At 65.3% G+C, this 26,251-nt stretch carries 22 protein-coding genes; 10 read left to right on the top strand and 12 right to left on the bottom strand.

Annotated features, from left to right (window positions below):
- Positions 1-162: 162 nt before the first annotated feature.
- Entirely contained in the window at positions 163-1,296 is a 1,134-nt protein-coding gene (locus AC24YW_RS20885; RefSeq protein WP_487484476.1) for a zinc-binding dehydrogenase, read from the bottom strand.
- Between the two features lie 47 nt (positions 1,297-1,343).
- The gene (gene eno / locus AC24YW_RS20880) at positions 1,344-2,627 is read right to left on the bottom strand and encodes a phosphopyruvate hydratase (RefSeq protein ID WP_036044362.1); all 1,284 of its coding nucleotides are present in this window, start codon (positions 2,625-2,627) and stop codon (positions 1,344-1,346) included.
- A gap of 174 nt (positions 2,628-2,801) precedes the next feature.
- On the opposite strand from eno, the gene AC24YW_RS20875 reads away from it, so the two are divergent.
- Genes AC24YW_RS20875 through AC24YW_RS20865 form a run of 3 tightly spaced genes read left to right on the top strand, consistent with a single transcriptional unit; the run spans position 2,802 to position 5,096 of the window.
- Positions 2,802-3,779 carry a Vgb family protein gene (locus AC24YW_RS20875; RefSeq protein ID WP_487484475.1) on the top strand — a complete coding sequence of 326 codons (978 nt, stop codon included), beginning with the start codon at positions 2,802-2,804 and terminating at the stop codon, positions 3,777-3,779.
- Positions 3,780-3,830: 51 nt separating this feature from the next.
- Positions 3,831-4,283 carry a preQ(1) synthase gene (gene queF, locus AC24YW_RS20870; protein ID WP_487484474.1) on the top strand — a complete coding sequence of 151 codons (453 nt, stop codon included), beginning with the start codon at positions 3,831-3,833 and terminating at the stop codon, positions 4,281-4,283.
- Between the two features lie 15 nt (positions 4,284-4,298).
- Positions 4,299-5,096, top strand: coding sequence for a substrate-binding domain-containing protein (locus AC24YW_RS20865; RefSeq protein WP_487484473.1), 798 nt, complete (start codon positions 4,299-4,301; stop codon positions 5,094-5,096).
- Between the two features lie 75 nt (positions 5,097-5,171).
- Here AC24YW_RS20865 and glsA read toward each other — a convergent pair whose 3' ends face one another.
- A complete protein-coding gene (glsA, locus tag AC24YW_RS20860) occupies positions 5,172-7,046 on the bottom strand; it encodes a glutaminase A (protein ID WP_487484472.1) in 1,875 nt (624 codons plus the stop codon).
- Positions 7,047-7,213: 167 nt separating this feature from the next.
- Entirely contained in the window at positions 7,214-8,302 is a 1,089-nt protein-coding gene (locus AC24YW_RS20855; RefSeq protein ID WP_487484471.1) for a cyclase family protein, read from the bottom strand.
- A 116-nt stretch (positions 8,303-8,418) separates the two neighbouring features.
- Between AC24YW_RS20855 and AC24YW_RS20850 the strand changes: the two genes are divergently transcribed.
- On the top strand, positions 8,419-9,489 hold the full coding sequence (locus tag AC24YW_RS20850; protein ID WP_487484470.1) for a CobW family GTP-binding protein: 1,071 nt from the start codon (positions 8,419-8,421) through the stop codon (positions 9,487-9,489).
- A gap of 33 nt (positions 9,490-9,522) precedes the next feature.
- Here the strand turns inward: AC24YW_RS20850 and AC24YW_RS20845 are convergent, their stop codons facing one another.
- The 3 genes from AC24YW_RS20845 to AC24YW_RS20835 all read right to left on the bottom strand — a co-directional run bounded on the left by AC24YW_RS20845 (position 9,523) and on the right by AC24YW_RS20835 (position 12,019).
- On the bottom strand, positions 9,523-10,731 hold the full coding sequence (locus AC24YW_RS20845; protein WP_487484469.1) for an MFS transporter: 1,209 nt from the start codon (positions 10,729-10,731) through the stop codon (positions 9,523-9,525).
- Positions 10,731-11,579 carry a 3-deoxy-8-phosphooctulonate synthase gene (kdsA, locus tag AC24YW_RS20840; RefSeq protein WP_487484468.1) on the bottom strand — a complete coding sequence of 283 codons (849 nt, stop codon included), beginning with the start codon at positions 11,577-11,579 and terminating at the stop codon, positions 10,731-10,733. Before kdsA ends, AC24YW_RS20845 begins: the two co-directional genes overlap by 1 nt.
- A 113-nt stretch (positions 11,580-11,692) precedes the next feature.
- Positions 11,693-12,019 (bottom strand): NIPSNAP family protein, encoded by a 327-nt coding sequence (locus tag AC24YW_RS20835; RefSeq protein WP_487484467.1) that lies wholly within the window; start codon positions 12,017-12,019, stop codon positions 11,693-11,695.
- Positions 12,020-12,221: 202 nt separating this feature from the next.
- Between AC24YW_RS20835 and AC24YW_RS20830 the strand changes: the two genes are divergently transcribed.
- A complete protein-coding gene (locus AC24YW_RS20830; protein WP_487484466.1) occupies positions 12,222-13,880 on the top strand; it encodes a hypothetical protein in 1,659 nt (552 codons plus the stop codon).
- A 143-nt stretch (positions 13,881-14,023) separates the two neighbouring features.
- Here AC24YW_RS20830 and pyrG read toward each other — a convergent pair whose 3' ends face one another.
- From pyrG to tpiA, 3 genes are all read right to left on the bottom strand, one after another.
- Entirely contained in the window at positions 14,024-15,655 is a 1,632-nt protein-coding gene (pyrG, locus tag AC24YW_RS20825; RefSeq protein ID WP_487484465.1) for a CTP synthase, read from the bottom strand.
- Positions 15,656-15,821: 166 nt separating this feature from the next.
- The gene (gene secG, locus AC24YW_RS20820; RefSeq protein WP_487484464.1) at positions 15,822-16,205 is read right to left on the bottom strand and encodes a preprotein translocase subunit SecG; all 384 of its coding nucleotides are present in this window, start codon (positions 16,203-16,205) and stop codon (positions 15,822-15,824) included.
- Between the two features lie 140 nt (positions 16,206-16,345).
- On the bottom strand, positions 16,346-17,101 hold the full coding sequence (tpiA, locus tag AC24YW_RS20815; RefSeq protein WP_487484463.1) for a triose-phosphate isomerase: 756 nt from the start codon (positions 17,099-17,101) through the stop codon (positions 16,346-16,348).
- 223 nt (positions 17,102-17,324) lie between these two features.
- Between tpiA and AC24YW_RS20810 the strand changes: the two genes are divergently transcribed.
- The 4 genes from AC24YW_RS20810 to moaC are packed head-to-tail and all read left to right on the top strand — an operon-like array spanning position 17,325 to position 21,607.
- Positions 17,325-19,223: a SurA N-terminal domain-containing protein gene (locus AC24YW_RS20810; protein WP_487484462.1), complete on the top strand. Its 1,899-nt coding sequence runs from the start codon at positions 17,325-17,327 to the stop codon at positions 19,221-19,223.
- A 14-nt stretch (positions 19,224-19,237) separates the two neighbouring features.
- A complete protein-coding gene (gene trpD, locus AC24YW_RS20805; RefSeq protein WP_487484461.1) occupies positions 19,238-20,251 on the top strand; it encodes an anthranilate phosphoribosyltransferase in 1,014 nt (337 codons plus the stop codon).
- An 8-nt stretch (positions 20,252-20,259) separates the two neighbouring features.
- Positions 20,260-21,081, top strand: coding sequence for an indole-3-glycerol phosphate synthase TrpC (trpC, locus tag AC24YW_RS20800; protein ID WP_487484460.1), 822 nt, complete (start codon positions 20,260-20,262; stop codon positions 21,079-21,081).
- Between the two features lies 1 nt (position 21,082).
- A complete protein-coding gene (moaC, locus tag AC24YW_RS20795) occupies positions 21,083-21,607 on the top strand; it encodes a cyclic pyranopterin monophosphate synthase MoaC (protein ID WP_487484459.1) in 525 nt (174 codons plus the stop codon).
- 8 nt (positions 21,608-21,615) lie between these two features.
- On the opposite strand, the gene AC24YW_RS20790 is transcribed toward moaC, so the two are convergent.
- Entirely contained in the window at positions 21,616-21,780 is a 165-nt protein-coding gene (locus tag AC24YW_RS20790; protein ID WP_487484458.1) for a Flp family type IVb pilin, read from the bottom strand.
- A gap of 313 nt (positions 21,781-22,093) precedes the next feature.
- On the opposite strand from AC24YW_RS20790, the gene AC24YW_RS20785 reads away from it, so the two are divergent.
- Positions 22,094-24,826, top strand: coding sequence for a bifunctional diguanylate cyclase/phosphodiesterase (locus AC24YW_RS20785; protein ID WP_487484457.1), 2,733 nt, complete (start codon positions 22,094-22,096; stop codon positions 24,824-24,826).
- Between the two features lie 87 nt (positions 24,827-24,913).
- Here the strand turns inward: AC24YW_RS20785 and AC24YW_RS20780 are convergent, their stop codons facing one another.
- Positions 24,914-26,251 carry a S41 family peptidase gene (locus AC24YW_RS20780; protein WP_487484631.1) on the bottom strand — a complete coding sequence of 446 codons (1,338 nt, stop codon included), beginning with the start codon at positions 26,249-26,251 and terminating at the stop codon, positions 24,914-24,916.

Raw genomic sequence — 26,251 nt, 5'->3', positions numbered from 1 at the left:
TTAAGCCATCCGGGCTGATTGATGCAAGTGCATGAACCAGCCCGATTTGGAAACGCTGCGTTTCTCAAAATGGGTCCGCTTGCGCGTCCCATCCGGGCCACGTCAGAAGCAATCAGGCCGCCAAGCGGCGGCCTGATGCGTCCCCATAACCGAGCGCAGCGATCACTTGTTCGGGTTGATGAGGAATTTTTCGCCCGTGGCCCGCTTGGCGTAGACCGCGATATTGGCGGGATCGAGCGCCTCGGCGAGCGACACCACCTTGGTGTAGTGGCTGGCGAAGGTGGTCTTGAGCTCGGATGCCACGCGCTGGCGCAGGCGGCCGATCTCGGCGGGGCCGATGTTCTGAAGGAACGGCGTGAGCAGCCAGCCGCCGACGCCCCAGCTCAGGCCGAACGAGCGGTTCAGTTCCGTGGGCCGGGTGTCGAGGCTGCCATAGATGTAGACCTGCTTGTACACGTTGGAGCCGTAGCGGCTGTATTCCTTCGCGGTCTTGTTGGCTGCGATCTCCATCGCGGTCAGGATCTGGCTCGCCAGCTTGCCGCCGCCGATGGCGTCGAAGGCGATGGTGGCGCCGGTCTCGACCAGCGCGTTGGTGAGATCGTCCATGAAGCTGGGCGCGCTGGAGTCCACGACGTATTTGGCGCCGATCTTGTGCAGGATGTCGGCCTGCTCCTTGTTCCTGACGATGTTGACGAGGCCGATGCCGTCCTTGATGCAGATCTTGTTGAGCATCTGGCCGAGATTGGAGGCCGCGGCCGTGTGCACGAGCGCCTTGTGGTTCTCCCGCCGCATCGTCTCGGTCATGCCGAGTGCGGTCAGCGGATTGACGAACCAGGAGGCGCCGTCCGCCGGCGTAGTGCCCGCAGGCAGCTCCATGACGTCGCGGACCTTGAGCACGCGGTACTGCGTGTACATCCCGCCGCCGATCATCGACACCGTCTTGCCCATCAGGGCCTTGGCCGCGTCCGACGATCCGGTCCGGATCACCGTGCCGGCGCCCTCGTTGCCGACCGGCAGCGACTGATCGAATCTCGCCGCCATCATCCGCATCGCCGCCTCCGGCATCGTGGCGGTGATGACCGGCATCTCCTTGCTGCCGGAGACCTTGGCGGCCGACATGTCGGCCGGCCCGATCAGGAGCCCGAGGTCGGACGGGTTGATCGGGGTGGCCTCGACGCGGACCACGACCTCATCGTCAGCCGGCTCCGGGGTCGGGACCGTCACGAGAGACAATTCCAGCTCACCGCTCTTCTTGAGCAGCGAGCGCAATTCCAGTCCGGTCTTGCCGTCACTCATGTCAGTCCTCCCCTGTCTCTTATGTTCGCGCGGATCGAGACGCCGGCTTACGCCAGCGCCTTCAGTGCCGCCTTGCCGCCATAGAGCGCCTGCTTGCCGAGCTGCTGCTCGATGCGCAGGAGCTGGTTGTATTTGGCGGTCCGGTCGGACCTTGCAAGGGAGCCGGTCTTGATCTGACCGCAATTGGTGGCGACCGCGAGGTCGGCGATGGTGGAATCCTCGGTCTCGCCGGAGCGGTGCGACATCACCGAGGTGTAGCCGGCCTTGTGCGCCATCTCGACCGCGGCGAGCGTCTCGGTCAGCGTGCCGATCTGGTTGACCTTGATCAGGATCGAGTTGGCGCGGCCGGTCTTGATGCCTTCGGCGAGGCGCTTGACGTTGGTGACGAAGAGGTCGTCGCCGACCAGCTGGCACTTCTTGCCGATCAGGTCGGTGAGCTCCTTCCAGCCGTCCATGTCGTCTTCCGACATGCCGTCCTCGATGGTCACGATCGGATAGCGCGCGACGAGGTCTGCAAGATACTTCGCCTGCTCGGAGATCGACCGGGTCTTGCCCTCGCCCTCATAGACGTATTTGCCGTCCTTGAAGAACTCGGTCGAGGCGCAGTCGAGGCCGAGCATGATGTCGGTGCCCGCCTTGAAGCCGGCCTTGCCGATCGCGTTCATGACGAAGTCGAGCGCGGCGTCCGCCGACGGCAGGTTCGGAGCGAAACCGCCCTCGTCGCCGACATTGGTGTTGTGGCCGGCCTTCTTCAATTCGGACTTCAGCGTATGGAAGACTTCCGCCCCGTAGCGCAGGCCCTCGGCAAAGCTCGAGGCGCCGACCGGCAGAATCATGAATTCCTGGAAGTCGATCGGGTTGTCGGCGTGCACGCCGCCGTTGATGATGTTCATCATCGGCACCGGCAGCAGGCGCGCCGAGGTGCCGCCGACGTAGCGATAGAGCGGCATGTCGAGCGAGTTCGCGGCCGCCTTGGCGCAGGCCAGCGAGACGCCGAGAATGGCGTTGGCTCCTAACCGGCTCTTGTTCGGCGTGCCGTCGAGGTCGATCATGATCTGGTCGATCTGGGCCTGCTGCTCGACGTCGAGGCCGCTCAGGGCCTCGAAGATCTCGCCATTGACGGCGCCGACGGCCTTGGTCACGCCCTTGCCGAGATAGCGCGCCTTGTCGCCGTCGCGCAGTTCCACGGCCTCATGGGCGCCCGTGGAGGCGCCGGACGGAACCGCGGCGCGGCCGAGCGCCCCGTCCTCCAGCACGACATCGACCTCGACGGTGGGATTGCCCCGGCTATCGAGAATTTCGCGGCCGATGATGTCGATGATGGCGGTCATGATGTCCACTTCCGTTCGTTGGGGCTGATCGGTGCCGCGGGTCTTACACGGGCCGCAAGCAAATGTGAACGCTTGGACGCACCGCTCCGACTGACGCGCAAGGCGCCTCAGAATATGCTCCACCGCATCTGGTCCGCGTGCCCAACCTCAATCTCAAACAGTCGGGGTAACGCCATGAATCGCCGCCAATTTCTTGCTTCGAGTGCCGCGCTGCTCGCCGCCCGCCCAGGTTTTGCGCAGGAAGGCCCGTTCCGGACGAGATACTACCCCATCAGCCCGGGTATCGGCCTGCACGATCTCACGCCCGCCCCTGACGGCACGATCTGGTTCACGGCGCAGGGCAAGGGTCTGCTCGGCAACCTGGATCCACGCGATGGCCGTTTCAAGACAGTCAGCCTCGGTCAGGGCGCGGCCCCACACGGCGTGACCGTCGGGCCCGACGGCGCGCCCTGGATCACCGAGGGCGGCCAGAACGCGATTGCGCGGGTCGACCCTTCCGATCTCAAGGTGACGCTGTTCCGCCTGCCGGAAAGGTTCGCCTCCGCCAATCTCAACACCGGCGTGTTCGACAAGGACGGCACTTATTGGTTCACCGGGCAATCCGGCTATTACGGCCGGCTGACTCCGAAGACCGGCGAGATGAATGTGTTCAAGGCGCCGAAGGGGGTCGGCCCCTACGGCATCACGGTGACGCCCAAGGGTGATGTCTGGTACGCCTCGCTCGGCGGCAGCCATATCGCGAAGATCGACCGCGCAGGCGGCAATGCGACCGTGGTCGAGCCGCCGACCCCGAACCAGGGTTCGCGGCGCGTGTGGTCGGATTCGAGGGGCCGAATCTGGGTCAGCGAGTGGAACAGCGGCCACGTCTCCGTGCATGATCCCGCCGACGGCTCCTGGAAGACCTGGAAGCTGCCGGGCGAACGTCCCCGCGCCTATGCCGTGTACGTCGATGACAAGGACAAGGTCTGGCTGACCGATTTCTCCGCCAACGCCATCGTCCGCTTCGACCCCGCCACCGAGAAGTTCAACGTCTTCGCCAGCGACAAGGCCAACGCCAATGTCCGCCAGCTCGATGGCCGTCCCGGCGAGCTGTGGGGCTGCGAGTCCGGCAACGACCGGATCGTCATGATCCAGACGATCGCCGCCGGTTGACGGCAGCGGCATTTGCGTCCATCCCGGCGTCCGAAACAGGATGTGACGACGATGGCGAAGAAATCCCTCCAGCTCGGCCGCGCGGTCGAGTGGCCGCACACGCCGGAAGAGGCCCAGCTCGACCGCGTGCCCAATCCGCAAGCCGGCACGGATTATCTGGTGCGCTTCACCGTGCCGGAATTCACCTCGCTCTGCCCGGTCACGGGCCAGCCGGATTTCGCGCATCTGATGATCGATTACGCGCCGGGCGCGTGGCTCCTGGAGTCGAAATCGCTCAAACTCTACATCGCGAGCTTCCGCAATCACGGCGCCTTCCACGAGGATTGCACCGTCATGATCGGCAAGCGCATTGCGTCCGAGATCAAGCCGAAATTCCTGCGCATCGGCGGCTATTGGTATCCGCGCGGCGGCATCCCGATCGACGTGTTCTGGCAGACCGGCCGCGTGCCGAAGGGCCTCTGGTTGCCCGAGCAAGGCGTCGCGCCCTATCGCGGGCGGGGCTAGTTGGAGACGACGACGATGACAGCAATCTCGGCAACATTCCGTAATTTGGCGCTCGGCCTCCTCGGCGTCCTCGTGCTGACCGGCACATCGGATGCCGCCGAGGTGCGGGTGATGATTTCGGGCGGACTGGCGGCCGCCTACAAGGCGCTCGTGCCGGAATTCGAGAAGGCCAGTGGCAACAAGGTGCTCACGGAATATGGGCCGTCGATGGGAACGACCGCGAACGCGATTCCCGTCCGGCTCGAGCGCGGCGAGCCGGCCGACGTCCTGATCATGGTGGGCTATGCCCTGAGCGATCTTGCGAGCAAGGGCAAGGTCGTCGCCGGCAGCCAGGTCGATCTCACGAAGTCGCCGATCGGAATCGCGGTGAAATCGGGCGCATCGAAGCCGGACATCAGCTCGGCCGATGCGGTCAAGCGCGCGCTGCTGGCGGCGAAGACGATTGCCTATTCCGACAGCGCCAGCGGCGTCTACGTCTCGACCGAGATGTTCGACAAGCTCGGCATTACCGAGGCCATGAAGGACAAGGCGCGCAAGATTCCGGCAACGCCGGTCGGCGAGATCGTCGCGCATGGCGAGGCCGAGCTCGGCTTTCAGCAGATCAGCGAATTGAAGCCCGTCAAGGGCATCGACATCGTAGGTCCCCTGCCGGACGAATTGCAGAAGATCACGATCTTCTCGGCTGGGATTGCGACGGGTGCGAAGGAGCCGGAGGCTGGACGCGCCTTGATAAACTTCCTGGCCTCCCCCGCCGCGCGCGAGGCGATCATCGCGAGCGGGATGGAGCCGATTCCGGCTGGTGGGGCGAAGTGAGACAGCCCCGCTCGCGTCCCGGACAAGGTGCAGCGTGAAACGCCGCACCGCACGAACAACAATGTCTCGGTATTGTCAGTAGGCGCTCAGCAAGTCCACCTTCGCATTCGCCGCTACCAACCGCCGCGCCAGGATGGCGGCGAGGTTGCGCATGATCTTCAGCGACGTTTCCGGGTGCAGGCGGCGGTAGTCGGCAAAGCTATCGAGTGGCAGTTCGAGGCAGGTGACGGGCGTGTCGGCGAAGACGTCGGCGCTGCGGCTCTGCTCCAGGATCGCCATCTCGCCGAATTCCATGCCAGGCCCGAGCGAGGCGAGCCGCACGCCGCTGCGCAGCTTCACGCTGACCATCCCGCTTTGGAGAAAGAACAGCGAGTTGGCGAGCTCGCCGGCCGCGATGATGCGCTGGCCCGCCGCGTAATGCCGCGTGGTCGACAGCTCGACGATCGCGGCGATCTCTTCGGCGTCGAGCTCGGCGAGCAGCGCCTGCTCGCCGAGCTGCGCGCTCTCCTTGAGATCGGTGAAGCCGCCGAAGCGGTAGATCACCTGGTCTTCGGCCCATTCGATGGCATCGTCGAGCAGCGCGAAGCGGCGCAGCCGGCGCGGCTCGGCGGTGCGTGCGGCGATCGCGCTCCACACCGCGGAGGTGCCTTCGAAACCGGACAGAATGGTGGTGACGCCGGCATTGCCGAGCGCGGTCAGCGTCTCGCCGAGCAGCGCAGCGCCGGCCGCGGTGATGTCGGGGACGCGGCGGAAGTCGACGATCAGCAGCGGTGCGTTCGGCGGCTGGCCGGTGAGCCTTCGGGTGACGTAGTCGATCGTGGCGAAGTTCATCGCCCCGACCAGCTCGAGCACGCGGATGTCGCTGTGGCGTTCGTCGAGGATCTGCTGCTCGTGCGGCTGGCGGCTGCGACGCGAGGAGATGCCGTAGACGTCGTAATCGGCCATGATGCTGGTGCGGACGTCGGCGTTGCGGTTGAGCATGTGCAGGTCGAACCGCGCCGACAGCGCCTCGCAGACCTTCAGGCCGCGCACGCTGTTGAAATGGTCGTCGAGCAGCGGCGAGAAGGTGCCGAGCCCGAGCTGCGAGGGCAGCGCCGCAACGATGCCGCCGCCGACGCCGCTCTTGGCGGGAATGCCGACGCGATAGGTCCACTCGCCGGCGTAGTCGTACATGCCCGAGCTCGTCATCACCGAGAGCGTGCGCGCGACGATATGCGGCGTGATCACCTGCACGCCCGTCACCGGATTGATGCCGCGATTGGCAAGCGTTGCCGCCATCACCGCGAGATCGCGCGCGGTGACCAGGATCGCGCATTGGCGGAAATAGACCTCGAGCACGGCATCGACGTCGTCGGGCAGCACCGCGTAATTCCGCAGCAGCCAGGCGATCGCCCGATTCCGGTTGCCGGTCGCAGTCTCCGAGGCGTGCACGGCCTCGTCGACGCCGAGCTCGCGGCCGGCGAACGCGCTGAGCTTGGCGCGGACGCGCTCGAAGGCGCCCTTCCCTTCGACCTCGTAGATCAGGCCCGAGCAGGCGATGGCGCCGGCATTGACCATGGGGTTGAAGGGACGGTTGTCGTTGGTGAGCCGGATCGAGTTGAAGGCCTCGCCGCTCGGCTCGACGCCGATCGTGGCCGAGACGCGCGCCTCGCCGACCATCTCCAGCGCCAGCGCGAACACGAAGGCTTTGGACACCGACTGGATCGTGAACGGCACCTCGCTGTCGCCGACCTCGTAGACATGGCCGTCGATGGTGACGAGCGCGATGCCGAAATGATCGGGGTTGGCGCGCTTCAACTCGGGAATGTAGTCGGCAAGCTCGCCGGAATTGTCGGTCCGGAATTCGGCGTGGCAATCGGCGAGGAAACGCCGCAGCGGCGGCTTGGTGAGATATCCGGTCGAACGGTGCGTACCGGCTGCGCTGGCCGAATGGCTGGTTGGGACGTCCACGGTCTCACACCCTCGATTTGCCCAGAATCGAAGCAATTCGTGTGCCATGTATACCGGGCTGGTGGTGTCGTGGTGGGGAGCAATGCCCCGCGATCGCGGACGGGGTGATTGGGCGGCCCTTCGCGTGGTGGGCGGCGACGTCCCGCCCACCCGCTTTCACATCCGCTTCAGGTGATCGCGATCGGACAGCCATTGCTGCCGGTCGCGCCTTTGATCGGCGATGGCGTGAAGCAGTAGACGAACTGGTACTTCTTGTCGGCAATCAGCTCGTCGAAGATCAGGTTCTCGTGGTTGAGAATGCCGTGCTTGGTCTGCAATTCGGCGTGAACCACGAAGGCGAGCGACTTGTCGGGATTGGGCACCACTTCGACCGCCCAGGTGTCGGCCGCAGTCAACGCGAGATCCTTCTCGATGATCCACTTGGCGGCATCGAGGCCGATTCCCGGCTCGCCGCTATTGTAGCGATCATTGTTCTTCATCCACAGGGAGCCCCAGCCGGTGTGGAACATGATCGCATCGCCCGGCTTGATGTCGCTCTCCGCGATGTTTTGCTTTGCGAGCGCCGCCTTGATATCGGCCGAGGTGATCTCCTGGCCCGCATCCATCATGCCGCCCTTCAGCGCGACCATGTCGATCAGGTGGGCGCGTGTGAACAGCGGCTTGAGCTTCTCGGCGCCAAGCTTCTTCAGGCCGTAGGCGTCGCTGATCTCGGCGGCCGTGAAGCCGTTGTAGAAGCGCATCTCGCTCTTGTCGCCGTCCTTGCCCAACTGGATGCCGATATGGCCGAGCCCGTCGAATTGGGTGCCGGTCTGACCGATTTCGGTGGCGAGAAACTCGTCGTGATAGACGAGCTTGTTGTCGCCGAACGGGCCGCCAGTCGGCCCGCCGGGAATGCGCAACGAGAATGCGCGGGCGCCGAACAACGGCATGCCTTGCTCGTAAACGCGACCGATCTTGTAGATCTTGCCATCCTTGATCCATTTCACGGCATCGAGAACCTTCTCCGGCGTGATGTGGTTCGACGCGCCGGCCTCGTCGTCCTTGCCCCATTTCGAGGGCCACCAAGGCTTGTCCACGCCCTTTGGCATCGCCGGGGTTTGAGCCTGCGCCGCTGTGATCGGCGCGAGCGAGAACTTGCCGTGCATCGCACCTGCGAATGCCGCCCCAGCCGCACCAGCAAGGCCTGCCGTGCGGAGCAGCGTCCGCCGATCGGTCGCGGCACCGCCCTTGTCTTCATCGCCTTTGGTGTCGTCCATCGCTTCCTCCCGGGTTGTGCCCGCTGAGATCGGGCTTAAGATCCTGTTTTCGGAATGCTCGTCCTCCATTAGGCTGTTGTCCAGCGACAAAAATAAGACCAGGGTTGAGGACGCCGATGAGCCTGTTCGAGAGCGACAAATCTGCCGAGCGGACTCCGGTGTCACTGATCACCGGCTTTCTTGGCAGCGGCAAGACGACACTGCTCAACCGCTTGCTGCGCCATGACGCGATGAAGGACAGCGCCGTCGTCATCAACGAGTATGGCGAGGTCAGCCTCGACCACCTTCTCGTGGAACGCGTCGACGGCGAGGTTGCCGTGCTTGCGAGCGGTTGTATTTGCTGCACTATTCGCAGCGATCTGGAGGAGACCCTGCGCGCGCTATTGGTGCGCCGCGATCGTGGCGAGGTACCGCCGTTCCGCAGGATTTTGGTCGAGACAACGGGGTTGGCTGATCCCGCTCCCATCGCTCAGTTGCTCTTGAACAACCCTTTGGTCTCGCATTTCCTGCGGCTAGACACCGTGGTGACGACCGTCGACGCAGTCAATGCAGCACGGCAGCTCGACCGCCAATACGAGGCGGTGAAGCAGGTCGCGCTCGCAGACCGGCTGCTGATCACCAAGCGCGATTTAGTCAATGACACTGACGCATTGGACTTGCGGCTTCGTCGGCTCAATCCTGGCGCCAGGATCGAGAGCGTGGTGCACGGCGAGGTCGATCCGGCCCAATTGTTCGGCGCCGCCCTCATCGACCCCGACAAGAAGACAGCCGATATCGAGCGCTGGCTCAACGAGCAGGCGTTCGCCGACCTCCCCAAGGCGGCGCATGACCGCGGCCATCATCACGATGACGGTCATGCCCATCACGAGCATCATGGCCACGATGCGTCGATCCTCAGCTTCATGATCGCATTCGACGATCCCCTCGACTGGATGGCCGTATCGCGCTGGCTCGCGCATCTGCGCGCCACCCGGGGCGAGGATCTCTTGCGCGTCAAGGGCATCTTGAATCTTCGCGATGAAGCGAAGCCGGTCGCGGTCCATGGCGTCCACCACGTCTTCCATCCGCCGGTGGCGCTTGCAAGATGGCCAAATGCCGACCGCCGGTCGCGCATCGTGTTCATCACCCGTGGCATCACGCGTCACGAGGTGCTCGACCTCTGGCAGGAGGCCCATGTGAGCGCCTGAGCGCCACAAAGGGCGCTTCTCCCGGACGCGTCCTCAGACATGGGCATCTGACGGCGCCCGCTGCTTAAGCAGCCGCGCGCAGACGAGGCCGAGCAGCACCATGATCACGGCGCTCGCAGACAGGGTCGCCATCTTACCGGCATGCTGGAGCCCGAAGCCGTAGGCGAGCGGTCCCACCGTCTGTCCCATGAAGAAGAAGAACGAATGCAGCGACATGGCGGTGGCGCGCGCCTCGACCGAGAGCTCGCTGGCGAAGACCTGGAGACAGCCATGGGCGATGTAGAAGCCCCAGCCCATCACGACGAGATTCAGCGCCTGCACTTCCCAGCGTGGACCGAAGGCGACGGCGATGAGCTGTGAGGCCACCAAAGTCATCCCTGCGATCATCATGCCCTTCACGCCGAGCCACGGCAGCAGGCGCGACACCGTGAGCGTGTAGAACAGGCCGCCGACCGCAAAGCCGGCGATGACGAGGCCGGCGATCGACAGCGAGGTCTGGCCGAGCTCGAACAGGAACGAAGCAATGTAGGGAAACAGGCCGAGCACGCAGCAGCCCTCGATGAACACGGCCGAATAGCAGACATAGGCATTCGGGTTGGTGAAGATGGTGCGATAGCCGGCCTTCAGCGCCGACAGGCTCGACCTCGGCGGATGCGTGACCTTGGCGCCACGAAAGCCGGCAGCGACCGCGATCGATGCGACGATCACGAGCGCACCGAGCACCGCCAGCACGCCGCGCCAGCCGAGAAAATCGCCGATCAGACCGGAGGCCGAGGCGCCGAGCAGATTGCCGGTCATGGCGCCGGCGAGCGTGCGGCTGATCGCAACCTGGCGCTTCTCCGGTCCGACGAGATCGCTGGTCAGGCTGAGCGCCACCGGAAATACGCCTCCGGAGCCGATGCCCGCGAGGATGCGGGTCGCAAACAGAACCGAGAACGACGTCGAGAATGCGCCCAGGATGTTGGCGAGGCCGAGCAGCGCGAGGCAGCCGATCATCAGCCGCGTCTTGCCGAACAGGTCGGCGGCGGCGCCGATGATCGGCTGGATGATCGCGAAGGTGAAGGCGAACACCGCGGCAAAGCCCGCGGCGGTCGCAATGCTGACGCCAAAATCCTCGGCGACGTGCGGCAGCACCGGATCGAGCGCGCGCGCCGACAAGGCGGCGGCAAAGCTTGCGCCCGAGATGACGTAGAGCGCCGCCGGCAAGCCGTGATCTTGCGGCCGCGCCTCGCTCTTCTGCATCAGCGCGGATTCTTTGCCAGCGCGTCGAACGCCATCAGCCGCGCGATCAGCCCCTCGAACTCGCGCAGCGGCACCATGTTGGGACCGTCCGACGGCGCGCGATCGGGATCGGGATGGGTCTCGATGAAGACGCCGGCAACGCCGACCGCGACAGCTGCCCGCGCCAGCACCGGGACGAATTCGCGCTCGCCGCCCGAGGACGTCCCCTTCCCGCCCGGCTGCTGCACCGAATGGGTGGCGTCGAAGATCACGGGCGCGCCGGTGGTGCGCGCCAGGATCGGCAGCGCGCGCATGTCGGAGACGAGCGTGTTGTAGCCGAAGGACGCGCCGCGCTCGGTGACGAGCACGTTGGGATTGTTCGCGCTCGTGATCTTGGTCACGACGTTGGCCATGTCCCAGGGTGCCAGGAACTGGCCCTTCTTGACGTTGACGACCTTGCCGGTCGCGGCCGCGGCCAGCAGCAGATCGGTCTGCCGGCACAGGAAGGCTGGAATCTGCAGGATGTCCACGGCCTGCGCCACCTCGGCGCATTGCGTGGCTTCGTGCACGTCGGTCAGGACGGGCAGGCCGAGCGAGGACCGGATCTCGGCGAAGATCGGCAGCGACTGCGCAAGGCCCAGCCCGCGCGCCGCCGCCGCGCTGGTGCGGTTGGCCTTGTCGAACGAGGTCTTGTAGACGAGGCCGATGTTCAGCCGCGCGGCGATCTCCTTCAGCGCGGAGGCGACCTCCAGCGCGTGCTGGCGGCTCTCGAGCTGGCAGGGCCCGGCAATGATCGCGATCGGCAGATCGTTGCCGAATTTGACCCTGCCGATGGTGACGACCGGCGCCGCTGAATTCGAAGAGCTCAAGGCAAATCCCTCGTTTCGGCGCGACCATAGCCGCCACGAGGGTCGGATCAACCCTCTTCCGCCCGGACGGTCCGAATATCAGGGTTGCGCCAGGGTTCCCTGCCCGCTGCCTGCTACTTCACCGCCGAGAAGGCAGTCGGCGCCAGGATCTGGCTGACGATGTTGGCGACGATCTGGCCGTCGGCTTCGCTGTCGGCGCGCGCCTTCATCCAGTCCGGATCGGTCATGAACGCGCCCCACTTCTTCTCGCGCTCGGCAAGCGAGTCCCAGGCGAGGAAATAGGTCAGCTCCTGGTTGGATTGACCGATCAGGGTGGTGAAGAAGCCCGCCTGCTTGATGCCGTGCTTCTCCCAGATCTTCAGCGTGGCGGTCTCGAAGCGCTTCAGCAGCGCCGGCAACCGGCCGGGCAGGCAACGATAGATGCGCATTTCGTAGATCATTCATGGTCCTCCCTGACAGGAGCGGCGGTTATACCTGCTGGCCACAACTCTGTCTTGAGCCCCGGCCGGGCGACCCTCATGGCGGTTCGCGCATAGCTCGATAGCGCGGGGCCGGCGGTCTTGATAATGTGCAGGCTCGGTCCGGCGGAGCAGCCGGCGACGGCCCGAGTAACGACGGAAGCGATCAAAGGGGGCAGAGCCAATGACCTATTTTGATCTCGGACCCTACAGCCGCAAAATCACCACGACTTCGCCCGATGCGCAGCTCTGGTTCGACCGAGGGCTCAACTGGGTGTTCGGATTCAACCACGGCGAGGCGATCAAATGTTTTCGCAAGGCGCTCGAATTCGATAGCAGCTGCGCCATGGCGCATTGGGGCATCGGCTACGCCGCCGGTCCCAACTACAACCTGCCCTGGGTCCGCTACGACGCGCAAGGACGTCAATTGGCGCTCGCGGCGTCATACGATGCGACGCAGGACGCGCTCGCGCAGGCGGACAAGGCGAGCCCGGTCGAGCAAGCGCTGATCCGCGCCTTGTCGGCGCGCTATCCGCAGCGCGAAGCGATCGAGGACATGGCGCCGTGGGACAAGGCCTTCACGCGAGAGATGCGAAAGGTCTTCGCCACGTATCCCGACGATCTCGAGGTCCGAGCCGTCTTTGCCGAAGCGATCATGAACGAGACGCCGTGGATGATGTGGGATCTCTCGTCTGGAGAACCCACCAAGGGCGCCGGCACCGAGGAATGCAGGGCCGTGCTCGAACAAGCTTTCGATCGATGGCCGGCTGCGTGGGATCATCCGGGGTTGCTCCATCTCTACGTCCATCTCATGGAGATGTCGCCCTTCCCGCAACGGGCGATGCGCGCTGGCGACCGGCTACGCGAGATCGCCCCCGATAGCGGCCATCTGATCCACATGCCGACGCATCTCGACGTGCTGTGCGGGCAGTACAACGACGTCCTGCTCTACAATCAGAAGGCGCTGGCGACCGACCGCAGGTTCCTCGCTTATTCGGACGATCCGGGTGTCTATCTGGTCTATGTCATCCACAACTTCCACTTCGCCATCTACGGCGCGATGTTCCTGGGTCAATACGCTCCTGCGATCGCAGCGGCCGAGGAACTCATTGCCACCGTGCCCGAGCCGGTGCTGCGCATTCAGTCGCCTCCCATGGCGGACTTCCTGGAAGGCTATTTGACCATGAAGCAGCACGTTCTCGTGCGTTTCGGCAAATGGCACGACATCATTGCCCAACAGCTGCCGGAGGATCGCGAGCTATACTGCTCTGTGACGGCGATGATCCACTATGCCAAGGCGGTGGCTCATTCGGCGCTTGGCCACGTCGCTGAGGCCGAAACCGAGAAAGCGTTGTTCGCACAGGCGAAGACGCGCGTGCCGGAGAGCCGGCTCGTGCACAACAACAAGGTCGTCGCCCTGCTCGGCGTGGCCGAAGCCATGTTGAATGGCGAACTGGAATATCGCAAAGCCAACTACGACTTCGCGTTCGCTGAGCTGCGCCGATCGGTCGCGCTCAGCGACGCCCTGCCCTATGACGAGCCGTGGGGATGGATGCAGCCGCCGCGTCACGCACTCGGCGCGCTGCTGCTGGAGCAGGGACGGATCGAGGAAGCCGAGGCGGTATACCGTTCCGATCTCGGCCTCGATGGAAAGCTGAGCCGGGCCTGCCAGCATCCCGACAATCTGTGGTCGCTTCACGGCTTGCACGAATGTCTCATGCGGCGTGGCGACAAGGCCGAGAGGCCGCTGATCAAGCAGCGACTTGACCTCGCCCAGTCGCGGGCGGAGGTGCCGATCAAGGCATCTTGCTTCTGCCGCAGGATGGACATCGCGGCCGCCTAAAGCGCGATGAGATTTCGATGAATCGTCATCGCGCTCTAGGTTGTTGATTGCGCATGATCTCTCCGGAAAACCGCTTCGCACTTTTCCGGATCATGCTTTAGCCGGACGTGCGAGCAAGACTTCGGCGGGAAAGACCGAGCCGGCTACACCAGCCGGCTCTGCTTCGCCGCCGCCTCGATGAACGAAGCGAACAGCGGATGCGGCTCGAAGGGGCGCGACTTCAGCTCGGGGTGGAACTGGACGCCGATGAACCAGGGGTGGTCCTCGTACTCGACGATTTCAGGCAGCACGCCGTCGGGCGAGAGGCCTGAGAACTTCAGGCCGTGCTGCTCGAGACGGTCCTTGTAGGCGGTGTTGACCTCGTAGCGATGGCGGTGACGCTCGGAGATTTCGGTGGCGCCGCCATAGACCTGCGAGACGCGGCTGCCGCGGTTGAGCGCGGCGGGATACGCGCCAAGCCGCATCGTGCCGCCGAGGTCGCCCGCCTGCGAGCGCTTCTCGAGCTCGTTGCCGCGCAGCCATTCCGTCATCAGGCCGACCAGCGGCTCCTTGGTCGGGCCGAATTCGGTGGAGTTGGCGTCCTCGATGCCGACGAGGTTTCGCGCGGCCTCGATCACGGCCATCTGCATGCCGAAACAGATGCCGAAATACGGCACGTCGCGCTCGCGCGCGAACTGCGCCGCCTTGATCTTGCCCTCCGCGCCGCGCTGGCCGAAGCCGCCGGGCACCAGGATGCCGTTGACGTGCTCGAGGAACGGCGCCGGATCCTCCTTCTCGAAGATCTCGCTCTCGATCCAGTCGAGATTGACCTTCACCTTGTTGGCGATGCCGCCATGCGAGAGCGCCTCGATCAGCGACTTGTACGCATCCTTCATGCCGGTGTACTTGCCGACGATGGCGATGGTGACGTTGCCCTCGGGATTGCGGATGCGCTCGTTGATCTGCTGCCAGCTGCGCAGCTCCGGCGGAATCCGCGAGGCGATGCCGAAGGCGGCGAGCACTTCGTCGTCGAGGCCCGCATTGTGGTAGGCCTCGGGGACCGCGTAGATATTGTCGACGTCGCGCGCCTCGATCACGGCGCTCTCGCGCACGTTGCAGAACAGCCCGAGCTTGCGCCGCTCTTCCTTCGGGATCTCGCGATCGGTGCGGCAGAGCAGGATGTCCGGCTGGATGCCGATCGAGCGCAGCTCCTTCACCGAGTGCTGCGTCGGCTTGGTCTTCAATTCGCCGGCGCTCGGAATGTAGGGCAGCAGCGTCAGATGGATGTAGACGGCGTGATCGCGCGGCAGCTCGTTCTTGAGCTGGCGGATCGCCTCGAAGAACGGCAGGCCTTCGATGTCGCCGACGGTGCCGCCGATCTCGACCAGCACGAAGTCGTAATCGTCGTTGCCGTCGAGGACGAATTCCTTGATGGCGTTGGTGACGTGCGGAACCACCTGGATGGTCGCGCCGAGATAATCGCCGCGGCGCTCCTTGGAGATGATGTCCTGGTAGATGCGTCCCGTGGTGATGTTGTCGGCCTTGGTCGCGGGACGGCCGGTGAAGCGCTCGTAGTGACCGAGATCGAGATCGGTCTCCGCACCGTCATCGGTCACGAACACTTCGCCGTGCTGATACGGCGACATCGTTCCGGGATCGAGATTGAGATAGGGGTCGAGCTTGCGGAGGCGGACCTTGTAGCCCCGGGCCTGCAGCAGGGCACCCAGTGCCGCCGAAGCCAAACCCTTGCCGAGCGAAGAAACCACGCCGCCGGTGATGAATATGTACCGCGCCATGGGACTTAACCTCTAATCCCCTAAATACGATTCGCCAAAGCGATTCGTATTCCGCCCCAAAGATTTTGCGGGCCTGTGGGTGAGCCGAAACGAAGAGTGATGACAGTGCCTTGATGGGGATTGTTGATGCAGGACGGTAGCCACCGCCCTGCATGGCCCCCCTGCTTTATTGCGAGCGCGGCACCTGCGGACCGGTCGGAGCCGGTGCCTGCTGCTGCTCGTCGGCCTTCTTGAGCGAATCCAGGATACCGCCCGAGGTCGGCGGCGCGATCGGCGATCCGCCGACCGGCTGGGTCTGCGAGGGCTGGCCGATGATCGACGACGGCTTGCGGTCGTAACCGGCATACCAGGACAGGAACAAGCTGGTGAGGAAGAAGCCGACGGCCAGGATCGCGGTGGTCCGCGTCAGAAGGTTCGCCGTGCCGCGGCTCGACATGAAGCCCGCGCCGCCGCCCATGCCGAGGCCGCCGCCTTCCGACTTCTGGAGCAGGACGGCGCCGATCATGACGGCGACGATCATGAGGTGGATGACGATGACAACGGTCTGCATAGTGCCCTTCCGTCACAAGCGGGCGGCGCCTGACGGCGGCCGATCGCGCTTCGCGGGTTTTCCTGAAGTTGCGCGGTGTTACACGATCGGAGGTGGCATTGCCACCCCCGATCGGGCCCGGTCCCGCGGTTTGGACCTAGCTAGGGGCAGCCCTTGGCGATGGCAAGGAAATCGGCCGCTTTCAGGCTGGCGCCCCCGACCAGCGCGCCGTTGACGTTCTTCACCGCCATCAGCTCGGCTGCGTTCGAGGGCTTGACCGAGCCGCCGTAGAGGATTCGCATCTTGGCGCCGTCCGCCTTGAACCTGGTGGTCAGGCGTTCCCGGATAAACCCATGAATCTGCTCGACATCCTTGGCTGTGGGGGTCAGCCCGGTGCCGATCGCCCAGACCGGCTCATAGGCCACGACCAGATTGGCCGCCGTCGAGCCATCCGGCAGCGAGCCGTCGAGCTGGCCGCGCAGGATGTCCAGGGTCTGGCCGGCGTCGCGCTGGCCCTGCGTTTCGCCGATGCAGACGATCGCAACGGCCCCGGCGCGCCAGGCCGCCTCGGCCTTCTGCCGGATCAGCGCGTCGCCCTCGCCGTGGTCGGCGCGGCGCTCGGAATGGCCGACGATGATGGCGGTCGCGCCGGCATCGGCGAGCATTTCGGCGGCGATATCGCCGGTGTGGGCGCCGGAGGCCTTGGGGTGGCAGTCCTGGGCCCCGACCGCGACCTTCTTGCCGCGCGCCTTCTCTGCGAACGCCGCAACCAGGGTCGCCGGCGGGCAGACCAGCAGGTCGGCCTTGCCGGCCACGTCTGCCGCGCCGTTGAGCATGGCGTCGAATTCAGCAGCCTGGGCTTTCAGGCCGTTCATTTTCCAGTTGCCCGCAATCAGCGGTCGGATGGCATCGGTCATGTCAATATCCAGCAGAATGAGGTTTGGTCATGCGCTAGCAGAGGTGCTCCTGCAGTTCCAGAGACCAAAGGCCCTTTAGCCGCAGCTTCAAGGCTTCGCCGGGGGCGAGGTTGCGGGGGGAAAGCCGCCACTTTATGATGATCTATCAATTTGGTGACGCGCTTTTGCGGAATCTGCATTAAGACGCGCTCCGTTCCCCTCCTGACCAAACAAGTTGGACCAAATGCTCCGAGGAATACGCAAGGCCTCATCGAACTGGCTCGGCAAGATCGTGATGGCCGTGGTGATGGGCGTGTTGATCATCAGCTTCGGCATTTGGGGCATCGCCGACATCTTCAAGGGCTTCGGGCAGTCCACGGTCGCCAAGATCGGCAGCACGGAGATCTCGCTCAACGAGTTCCGCCAGATCTACACCGACCGCCTGCAGCAGATCAGCCGCCAGTTCGGCCGTCCGCTGACGCCCGATCAGGCGCGCGCCTTCGGCCTTGACCGCCAGGTGCTGCAGCAGACCATTGCCGAGGCCGCGCTCGATGAAGAGGCGCGTCGGCTCGGCCTCGGCCAGTCCGACGAGCAGATCCGCCACCTGATCATGAACGACCCCAACTTCAAGGGCGTCGGCGGAAACTTCGACGCCAACCGCTTCCAGGCCTTGATCCGCAATTTCGGCTACACCGAGCAGCGCTATGTCGCCGAGCAGCGCAAGGTATCGCTGCGCCGGCAGATCACCGGCACGGTCGGGGCGGGCCTCGAGCCGCCGAAGGCCATGATCGACGTCCTGACGCGCTACCAGAACGAACAACGTTCGATTGAATTCGCCAGGCTCGACGCCGCGCAGGCCGGTCCGATCGACCCACCCTCGCCCGAGGCGCTAGCCGCCTATTTCGAGGATCACAAGGTCCAGTTCCGCGCGCCCGAATATCGCAAGATCTCCTTCGTCGTGGTCTCGCCGGAAGAGATCGGCAAATGGTCCGAGGTCTCGGACGAGGATGCCCGGAAGGCGTTCGAGCAGCGCAAGGATCGGCTGGGCACGCCGGAAAAGCGGCAGATCCAGCAGATCGTGTTTCCGAACGTTACCGAAGCGCAAGCCGCTCGCGAGCGCCTCGTCGGCGGGACCTCGTTCGAGGACATCGGCAAGGAACGCGGGCTGAGCGCTTCCGACGTCGACCTGGGGCTGGTGACAAAGTCTTCGCTCACGCCCGCCCTCGGCGATGCCGCGTTCGCGCTGCCCGCCGGCGAGATCAGCCAGCCGATCCAGAGCGGCCTCGGCGTCGCGATCGTCAGGGTCGACAAGATCGAGCCGGGCGCCGAGGCCGATTACGCCAAGCTCGCCGGCGACATCAAGCGCGAGATCGCGACCGACCGTGCGCGCGTCAAGGTGGCCGACCTCCGCGACAAGATGGAAGACGAGCGCGGCGGCGGCTCCAGCGTGATCGACGCGGCGCAGAAGCTCGGCCTCACCGCCGTGACCATCGAGGCCGTCGACCGCTCCGGTCGCGCGCCGAACGGCCAACCGGTCGCCAGCATCCCGCAGGGCCTCGACGTGGTGTCGCAAGCCTTCAACACCGACGTCGGCGTCGACAACGACGCGATCTCGTTCAAGGGCGGCTATGTCTGGTACGACGTGCTCGCCATCACGCCCTCGCGCGACCGCAATCTCGACGAGGTCCGCGACCAGGTCGAGGCGCGCTGGCGCCAGGACCAGATCGCGGCCAAGCTGAAGGCCAAGGCGACCGAGATGGTGCAGAAGCTCGATGCGGGCGGCAAGCTTGCCGACGAGGCCGCCGCTGTCGGCGCCAAGGTCGAGACCGCGACCGGCTTCAAGCGCGACGACTCGCCCGCCGGCGTGCCCGGCACCGTCGTGGCGGCGGCCTTCCGCACCGCCAAGGACGGCATCGGACAGACGGCCGTGAGCGGCGGCAGCGAGGTGATCGTGTTCCGCGTCACCGACATCGTCGATCCCGCGGTCGACCTTGCCTCCGACGCGGTCAAGAAGCTGAAGGAGAGCCTCGACCGCGCCCAGACCGAGGAGCAGGTCGCTTCCTACGTCAACAAGCTTGAAACCGACATCGGGACCACCATTAATCAGGCCGCCTTCGCGCAGGTGACCGGCGCGAACCAGTGAGTTGAAAGCACGCAATGGACGACCTGAAATCGATCATTGGAAAAGTGGCGACCGGCGCCAGCCTGTCGCGTGACGAAGCCGCCTCCGCCTTCGATGCCATGATGAGCGGCGAGGCCACGCCCTCGCAGATGGGCGGGCTCCTGATGGCGCTGCGGGTGCGCGGCGAGACCGTGGACGAGATCACCGGCGCGGTCGCGGCGATGCGCTCGAAGATGCTGACCGTCAAGGCGCCGCCCGAGGCGGTCGACATCGTCGGCACCGGCGGCGACGGCTCCGGCTCGGTCAACGTCTCGACCTGCGCATCCTTCATCGTCGCGGGCGCCGGCGTGCCCGTGGCCAAGCACGGCAACCGCGCGCTGTCGTCGCGCTCGGGCGCCGCCGACGTGCTGGCCTCGCTCGGGGTGAAGATCGATCTCAAGCCGGACCAGGTCGGCCGCTGCGTGCGCGAATGCGGCATCGGCTTCATGTTCGCCCCCGCCCACCATCCGGCCATGAAGAACGTCGGCCCGACCCGGGTCGAGCTCGCCACGCGCACGATCTTCAATCTGCTCGGCCCCCTGTCCAACCCCGCCGGCGTGAAGCGGCAGATGGTCGGCGTGTTCTCCAGACAATGGGTTCAGCCGCTGGCGCAGGTGCTGAAGAATCTCGGCTCCGACTCCGTCTGGGTGGTGCACGGCTCCGACGGTCTCGACGAGATCACGCTTACCGGCCCGACCTTCGTCTCCGCGCTCAACAACGGCGAGATCCGGAATTTCGAGGTGACGCCGGAGGAAGCCGGGCTCCCGCGTTGCGAGGCCGGTGCGCTCAAAGGCGGTGACGCCGACGCCAATGCGATCGCGTTGCAGAGCGTGCTCGACGGCAAGCCGAGCCCCTATCGTGACGTGGCGCTGCTCAACGCCGCCGCCGCGCTGGTCGTGGCCGGCCGCGCCAAGGACCTCAAGGAGGGCGTCGCGATCGCCGTCCGCTCGATCGACAGCGGCGCAGCCAACGCGAAGCTGAAGCATCTGGTCACGATCTCCAACAGCTGAACTCCCGCATGTCCGACATCCTGACCAAGATCGAGACCTACAAGCGCGACGAGATCGCGGCGGCGAAGCGAGCGCGTCCGCTCTCCACCGTCGAGGCACAAGCCAGGGCCGCCTCCGCACCGCGCGGTTTCCTGCGCGCGATCAAGGCCAAGCACGCCAAGGGCGGCTACGCGCTGATCGCCGAGATCAAGAAGGCCTCACCGTCCAAGGGCCTCATCCGCGCCGATTTCGACCCGCCAGCACTCGCGAAGGCCTATGAGGCCGGCGGTGCCGCCTGCCTCTCAGTGCTGACCGACACGCCCTCGTTCCAGGGCCATCTCGACTTCATGGTGGCCGCGCGCGAAGCAACCTCACTCCCCGTGCTGCGCAAGGATTTCATGTTCGACACCTATCAGGTGGCCGAGGCCCGCGCGCACGGCGCCGACTGCATCCTGATCATCATGGCGGCGCTCGACGACGCCGCCGCCAGGGACATCGAGGACGCGGCCCTCGCCTACGGCATGGACGTCTTGATCGAGATCCATGACCGCGCCGAGCTCGACCGGGCGCTGAGACTTCGCTCGCCGATGATCGGGGTCAACAACCGTAATCTGCGCACCTTCGAGACCACGCTGGCAACGAGCGAATCGCTGGCTCCGCTGATCCCTTCGGATCGGCTGATGGTCGGCGAGAGCGGCATCTTCACGCCCGAGGACCTCGCCCGGCTCGAGCGCGTCGGCATGTCGACGTTCCTGGTCGGCGAGAGCCTGATGCGGCAGGCCGACGTCACGGCGGCGACGCGCGCGCTGCTTGCGCGCGAGGCGACGGCGCGCGCGGCGGGCACGCGCTGACATGGCGCGCCAGCCAGCGAAGGGGTCAGCCAGGGCGAAGCAGGCCAAAGCCCGGCCCGCCCTCACCCATATCGGCGCCTCCGGCGAGGCGCGGATGGTCGACGTATCGGACAAGCCGGCGACGGAGCGGCTTGCGGTCGCCGAGGGACGCGTCGTCATGACCAAGACGACGCTCGATCTGATCGTGTCCGGCAACGCCAAGAAAGGCGATGTGCTCGGCACCGCGCGCATCGCCGGCATCATGGCCGCCAAGCGCACCTCGGAGCTGATCCCGCTCTGTCACCCGCTCGCGCTGTCGAAGGTCATCGTCGATATCGAGCCTGATGCCAGGCTGCCGGGCTGCGTGGTCCGGGCCAGCGTGAAGGTGACGGGTCCGACCGGCGTCGAGATGGAGGCGCTCACGGCCGTGTCGGTCGCCTGCCTCACGATCTACGACATGATCAAGGCAGTCGAGCGCGGCGTGCGCATCGAGGGCATCCATCTCATCGAGAAGCGCGGCGGCAAATCCGGCCACTACCGCGCCTGATCATCGCGCTACTTCAGCGACGTGCTGATCGACGCGAATTTGGTGTTCAGCCGGCTGCCCATTCCGTTGACCACCGTGATGATCGCCAGGGCAATACCGGCCGCGATCAAGCCGTATTCGATCGCGGTTGCGCCACGCTCGTCCGCGATGAAGTCCTTCAGGATGTTCGTCATGGTCGTGTCCCTTTCTGCGTTGTGAGCAGATGGGTTCGCAAATCACGTGCCACTAGGCATTCGAGGTACGCCAAGATGTTAGATGGTTAAGCGTCGGTTGATTGCGGCATAGCCGGCAGGAATTAACCGGCATCGCGGGCGCTTGCGGCAAATTCTGCAGGCTTTGCAACTGTCGCATCGATTGCTTTTGTGCGCGAGCGTTCATGCCGCATTAACCGCGCTTCCTAACTTCGCCTCCACACCGTTCCCGTAAACCAACGGATGTTTTGAGGATCGGGAATTGATCCTGACGTGTGCGCGGCAACGATCCAGCATGAAGATGAAATTCGGCAGTCGTCTCTTTGACCAGGCCTTCGTGCGCAGCGGCCCGATCCGCTGGCTGGTGGTTGGCGGCACGCTGCTGATCGCGGCCATCGCGATAGGCTCGGTGCTGATGGCGCAGAACTTCCGGGAGCGGGCGCTGCGCAATTCCGGCCGCGAGCTGGAAAACACCGTGCTGCTGCTGGCTCATCATTTCGACCAGCAATTGCAGGACTTCGCGGTCATCCAGAAGGATTTCGTCGATCACGTCCGCACCACCGGAATTACGACCGGGGAGGACTATCGCAAGCGCCTCTCGGGCGAGGACGTGCACCGGTTGCTGCGATCGAAGATCGAAGCGCTGCCCTATATGGGCGGCGTCAACATCATCGATGCCGAAGGCAATCTGATCAATTCGTCGACGGCATGGCCGGCCCCCAAGGTGAATGTCGCCGATCGTGCCTACTTCCGCACCTTCAAGTACGATCCCCATGCGCCTGATGTCCTGATCGAGCCGCTGCACAGCCGTATCTCGGGCGCATGGACCATTCTGGTGGCCCGAAGGGTCGTCGGGCCAGGCGGCGAGTTCCTCGGTGTGGTGGGCCGCGGCATCGAGCCCGCCAATTTCGAGAAATTCTTCGCCTCCGTGGTGCTCGGCGAAGGCGCGACGATCTCGATGCTGCATCGCGACGGCACGCTGCTCGCCCGCTATCCGCATTCCGGCGAATTGATGGGACGAAATTTCAAGACCGGTCCGTTCGAGCATCAGCGGGTGTTCGGGCTCGATCATTTCGCCGGCCGGTTCGACAGCCCCGTCGACGGCCAGGACCGGCTGATCTCCTCCCGCGCCCTGCCCCACTTCCCGATCCTGGTGATGGCCACCACGACGCGCGCGGCGGCCCTGGCGGACTGGCGCGAGCAGATCGGCATTCTGATCTCGATCGCAGCCTCTTCGGCGCTCGCGATCGCAGGCGTGCTGATTGCCGTCGTGCGCAAGCTGCTGGAGCAGCACCGCCTTTCGCGCGAACGGCTGACGCTGGAGAAGCAGCGGCTAGACCGCGCCGTCAATAACATGACGCAGGGCCTGTTGCTGTTCGATTCCGAGCAGCGGCTCGTGATCTGCAACCAGCGCTACATCGAGATTTACGGCTTGTCGGCCGAGGTCGTGAAGCCCGGCTGCAGCTTTCGCGACATCATCTCCCATCGCAAGACAACCGGCTCGTTCACCGGCGACGTCGATGCCTACGTCGCGCGCGTTCTGAAGGACATCCATCTGCGCAACTCCATGGTGGTCGATACCGCCGACGGCCGTTCGATCCACATCCTCAACGAGCCGCTCGCGGATGGCGGCTGGGTGGCGACCCACGAGGACATCACGGAGCGCCGGCGCATCGAGGAGCGCATCACCCACCTCGCCCATTACGACGCGCTGACGGATCTGCCCAACCGCACCATGTTCCACGAGCATCTGCGGCAGGAGCTGGCCGCGGTCCGCGACGGCGAGCAGATCGCGGTGCATTACGTCGACATCGACGAGTTCAAGGGCGTCAACGACGCGCTCGGCCATCTCGTCGGCGACGAGCTGTTGAAATCGATCGCGACGAACCTCCGCCGCTGTGCGGGCCCGGCGGACTTCGTGGCGCGCCTCGGCGGCGACGAATTCGCCATCGTGCAGGGCGCGGTGACGTCGTTGGATCAGGTCAACGAGCTCGTCGCGCGGGTCTTCGAAACCATCCGCACGCCGGTCGACTGCATGGGCCATCATCTCACCAGCGACGCCAGCATCGGTATCGCGCTCGCGCCGGAGCACGGCACGGCGCTCGACCAGATCCTGAAGAACGCGGACATGGCGATGTACGCGGCCAAGTCCGCCGGGCGCCGCACCTACCGCTTCTTCGAGCCTGACATGGACGCCAAGGTCCGCGAACGCCGCCAGCTCGAGGGCGACCTGCGCCACGCCATCGCGCAAGGACATCGCGAAGGCGGCCTCGAGGTCTACTACCAGCCCTGCCTCGGCCTGAAGGACGACCGCATCACCGGCTGCGAGGCGCTGGTGCGCTGGCGCCATCCCGAGCGCGGCTGGGTCTCGCCGGCCGATTTCATCCCGATCGCCGAAGACACCGGCCTGATCAACGAGATCGGCGAATGGGTGCTGGCGACGGCGTGCCGGGACGCGGCAAGCTGGCCCGACGACATCCGCCTCGCCGTCAACGTCTCGCCGGTGCAGTTCAAGAGCGGCACGCTGGCGCTGAAGATCATGGCGGCGCTCGCCGCGTCGAACCTGCCGGCGAGCCGGCTCGAGCTCGAGATCACCGAGGCGGTCCTGATCCGCGACGACGATGACGCGCTCGCGATCCTGCACCAGCTCCGCGCCATCGGCGTGCGCATTGCGCTCGACGATTTCGGCACCGGCTACTCGTCGCTGAGCTATCTGCACCGCTTCCCGTTCGACAAGATCAAGATCGACCGCTGCTTCGTCGAGGACATCGCCCGCCCCGACGGCTCCGCCAGCATCGTTCAGGCCGTCGTCAACCTGGCCGCGGCCCGCCGCATGACCACGACGGCCGAGGGCGTCGAGACCGAGGAGCAGCAGCGCCTGCTCCGCACGCTCGGCTGCTCCGAGATGCAGGGCTATCTGTTCAGCGCCGCCAAGCCCGCCGACAAGATGCTGGAGCTGTTCGCGCTGCACCGCAGCCGGCTCGCCCGGCGCGAAGGCAGCGAGAGCCGCCGCCGCGAGGTCGGTTAGGTCGGATCCCCGAAACGGCGCCGCAAACGAAACCGCCCGGAAGCGGTCATCCGCTTCCGGGCGATCCAGTATCCGGCGTCGTGAGGTCTAATTCGGCACTGCAGCCTTCGTCGCAGACTTGGCGGCGACCTCGTTCGCAGGCGCGCCGCGGAGAAAATCGAACGCCGCATGCAGGGCCTTGTCGTCCTTCGCTTCCGGCGGGACGTAGGATTGCGATCCGGTCTGCTCGCCGCCCTCGCCGGCCGACAGATGTCCGCGCATTTGGGATTCCGCCATTGTGTCCATCCGGCCCTTCAGCTCGGGCGGCACGTCCTGGAGGATCTCGATGTCGGGCGCGATGCCCTGGGCCTGGATCGAGCGGCCCGACGGCGTGTAGTAGCGCGCCGTGGTCAGCGCCAGCGCGCCGTTGCTCGAGCCGAGCGGAATGATGGTCTGCACCGAGCCCTTGCCGAACGATCGCGTGCCGATCAACGTCGCGCGCTTATGGTCGTGCAGCGCACCGGCAACGATCTCCGAGGCCGAGGCCGAACCGCCGTTGATCAGCACCACGATCGGCTTGCCCTTGGTGAGGTCGCCGCCATGGGCAGTGAAGCGCTGGGTTTCTTCCGGACTGCGGCCGCGGGTCGAAACGACCTCGCCGCGCTGCAGGAAGGCGCTCGACACCGACACGGCCTGGTCGAGCAGGCCGCCCGGATTGTTGCGCAGATCGACCACGTAGCCGGCAAGCTTCTCCGGCGGGACCTGCCTGGAGACCGAGGCGATCGCCTTCTTCAGGCCGTCGGTGGTCTGCTCGTTGAACGAGGTGATGCGGATATAGCCGATGTCGCCGTTCTCGACGTGGAAGCGCACCGGGCGCACATGGATGATCTCGCGCGTGATCGTAACGTCGAGCGGCGCATCCGCGCCCTTGCGGATGATGGTGAGCTTGGTCTTGGTGTCGACCGGGCCCTTCATCTTGTTCACTGCCTGCTCGAGCGTCATGCCCTGCACGGCCTCGCCGTCGATCTTGCCGATGAGGTCGCCGGACATGATGCCGGCCTTCGAAGCCGGCGTGTCGTCGATCGGCGAGACGACCTTGACGAGGCCATCCTCCATCGTGACCTCGATGCCGAGCCCGCCGAACTCGCCGGAGGTGGTCTCCTGCATCTCGGTCCAGGACTTGGCGTTCATATAGCGCGAATGCGGGTCGAGCGAAGTCACCATGCCGGTGATCGCGCCCTCGATCAGCTTGGCATTGTCCGGCTTCTCGACATAGCTGGCCTTGACCCGCTCGAATACGGCGCCGAACAGATTGAGCTGGGCATAGGCATCATCCGCGCTCACTGCCGCCCGCGCCGCCCATACGCCGCCCTGCGGGCTGGCGATCAAAAGGGTCAGGCACGCTCCCGTGAGCGCGCCCAGGGGGAACAGCAGGGTTTTCCGCAT

This window comes from Bradyrhizobium sp. USDA3516 (assembly GCF_057651995.1).
This window is presented reverse-complemented; position numbering and strand designations above follow the sequence as displayed.

Bases quoted from the DNA above. Each gene is read 5' to 3' on its own strand.
- trpD (WP_487484461.1), top strand. From the start codon at position 19,238: ATGGACGACCTGAAATCGATCATTGGAAAAGTGGCGACCGGCGCCAGC.
- queF (WP_487484474.1), top strand. From the start codon at position 3,831: ATGGCGAAGAAATCCCTCCAGCTCGGCCGCGCGGTCGAGTGGCCGCAC.
- AC24YW_RS20875 (WP_487484475.1), top strand. From the start codon at position 2,802: ATGAATCGCCGCCAATTTCTTGCTTCGAGTGCCGCGCTGCTCGCCGCC.
- AC24YW_RS20850 (WP_487484470.1), top strand. From the start codon at position 8,419: ATGAGCCTGTTCGAGAGCGACAAATCTGCCGAGCGGACTCCGGTGTCA.
- AC24YW_RS20785 (WP_487484457.1), top strand. From the start codon at position 22,094: ATGAAGATGAAATTCGGCAGTCGTCTCTTTGACCAGGCCTTCGTGCGC.
- moaC (WP_487484459.1), top strand. From the start codon at position 21,083: ATGGCGCGCCAGCCAGCGAAGGGGTCAGCCAGGGCGAAGCAGGCCAAA.
- AC24YW_RS20830 (WP_487484466.1), top strand. From the start codon at position 12,222: ATGACCTATTTTGATCTCGGACCCTACAGCCGCAAAATCACCACGACT.
- AC24YW_RS20780 (WP_487484631.1), bottom strand. From the start codon at position 26,251: ATGCGGAAAACCCTGCTGTTCCCCCTGGGCGCGCTCACGGGAGCGTGC.
- AC24YW_RS20835 (WP_487484467.1), bottom strand. From the start codon at position 12,019: ATGATCTACGAAATGCGCATCTATCGTTGCCTGCCCGGCCGGTTGCCG.
- AC24YW_RS20865 (WP_487484473.1), top strand. From the start codon at position 4,299: ATGACAGCAATCTCGGCAACATTCCGTAATTTGGCGCTCGGCCTCCTC.
- pyrG (WP_487484465.1), bottom strand. From the start codon at position 15,655: ATGGCGCGGTACATATTCATCACCGGCGGCGTGGTTTCTTCGCTCGGC.
- AC24YW_RS20790 (WP_487484458.1), bottom strand. From the start codon at position 21,780: ATGACGAACATCCTGAAGGACTTCATCGCGGACGAGCGTGGCGCAACC.
- AC24YW_RS20810 (WP_487484462.1), top strand. From the start codon at position 17,325: ATGCTCCGAGGAATACGCAAGGCCTCATCGAACTGGCTCGGCAAGATC.
- AC24YW_RS20885 (WP_487484476.1), bottom strand. From the start codon at position 1,296: ATGAGTGACGGCAAGACCGGACTGGAATTGCGCTCGCTGCTCAAGAAG.
- AC24YW_RS20845 (WP_487484469.1), bottom strand. From the start codon at position 10,731: ATGCAGAAGAGCGAGGCGCGGCCGCAAGATCACGGCTTGCCGGCGGCG.
- secG (WP_487484464.1), bottom strand. From the start codon at position 16,205: ATGCAGACCGTTGTCATCGTCATCCACCTCATGATCGTCGCCGTCATG.
- eno (WP_036044362.1), bottom strand. From the start codon at position 2,627: ATGACCGCCATCATCGACATCATCGGCCGCGAAATTCTCGATAGCCGG.
- AC24YW_RS20855 (WP_487484471.1), bottom strand. From the start codon at position 8,302: ATGGACGACACCAAAGGCGATGAAGACAAGGGCGGTGCCGCGACCGAT.
- tpiA (WP_487484463.1), bottom strand. From the start codon at position 17,101: ATGACCGATGCCATCCGACCGCTGATTGCGGGCAACTGGAAAATGAAC.
- trpC (WP_487484460.1), top strand. From the start codon at position 20,260: ATGTCCGACATCCTGACCAAGATCGAGACCTACAAGCGCGACGAGATC.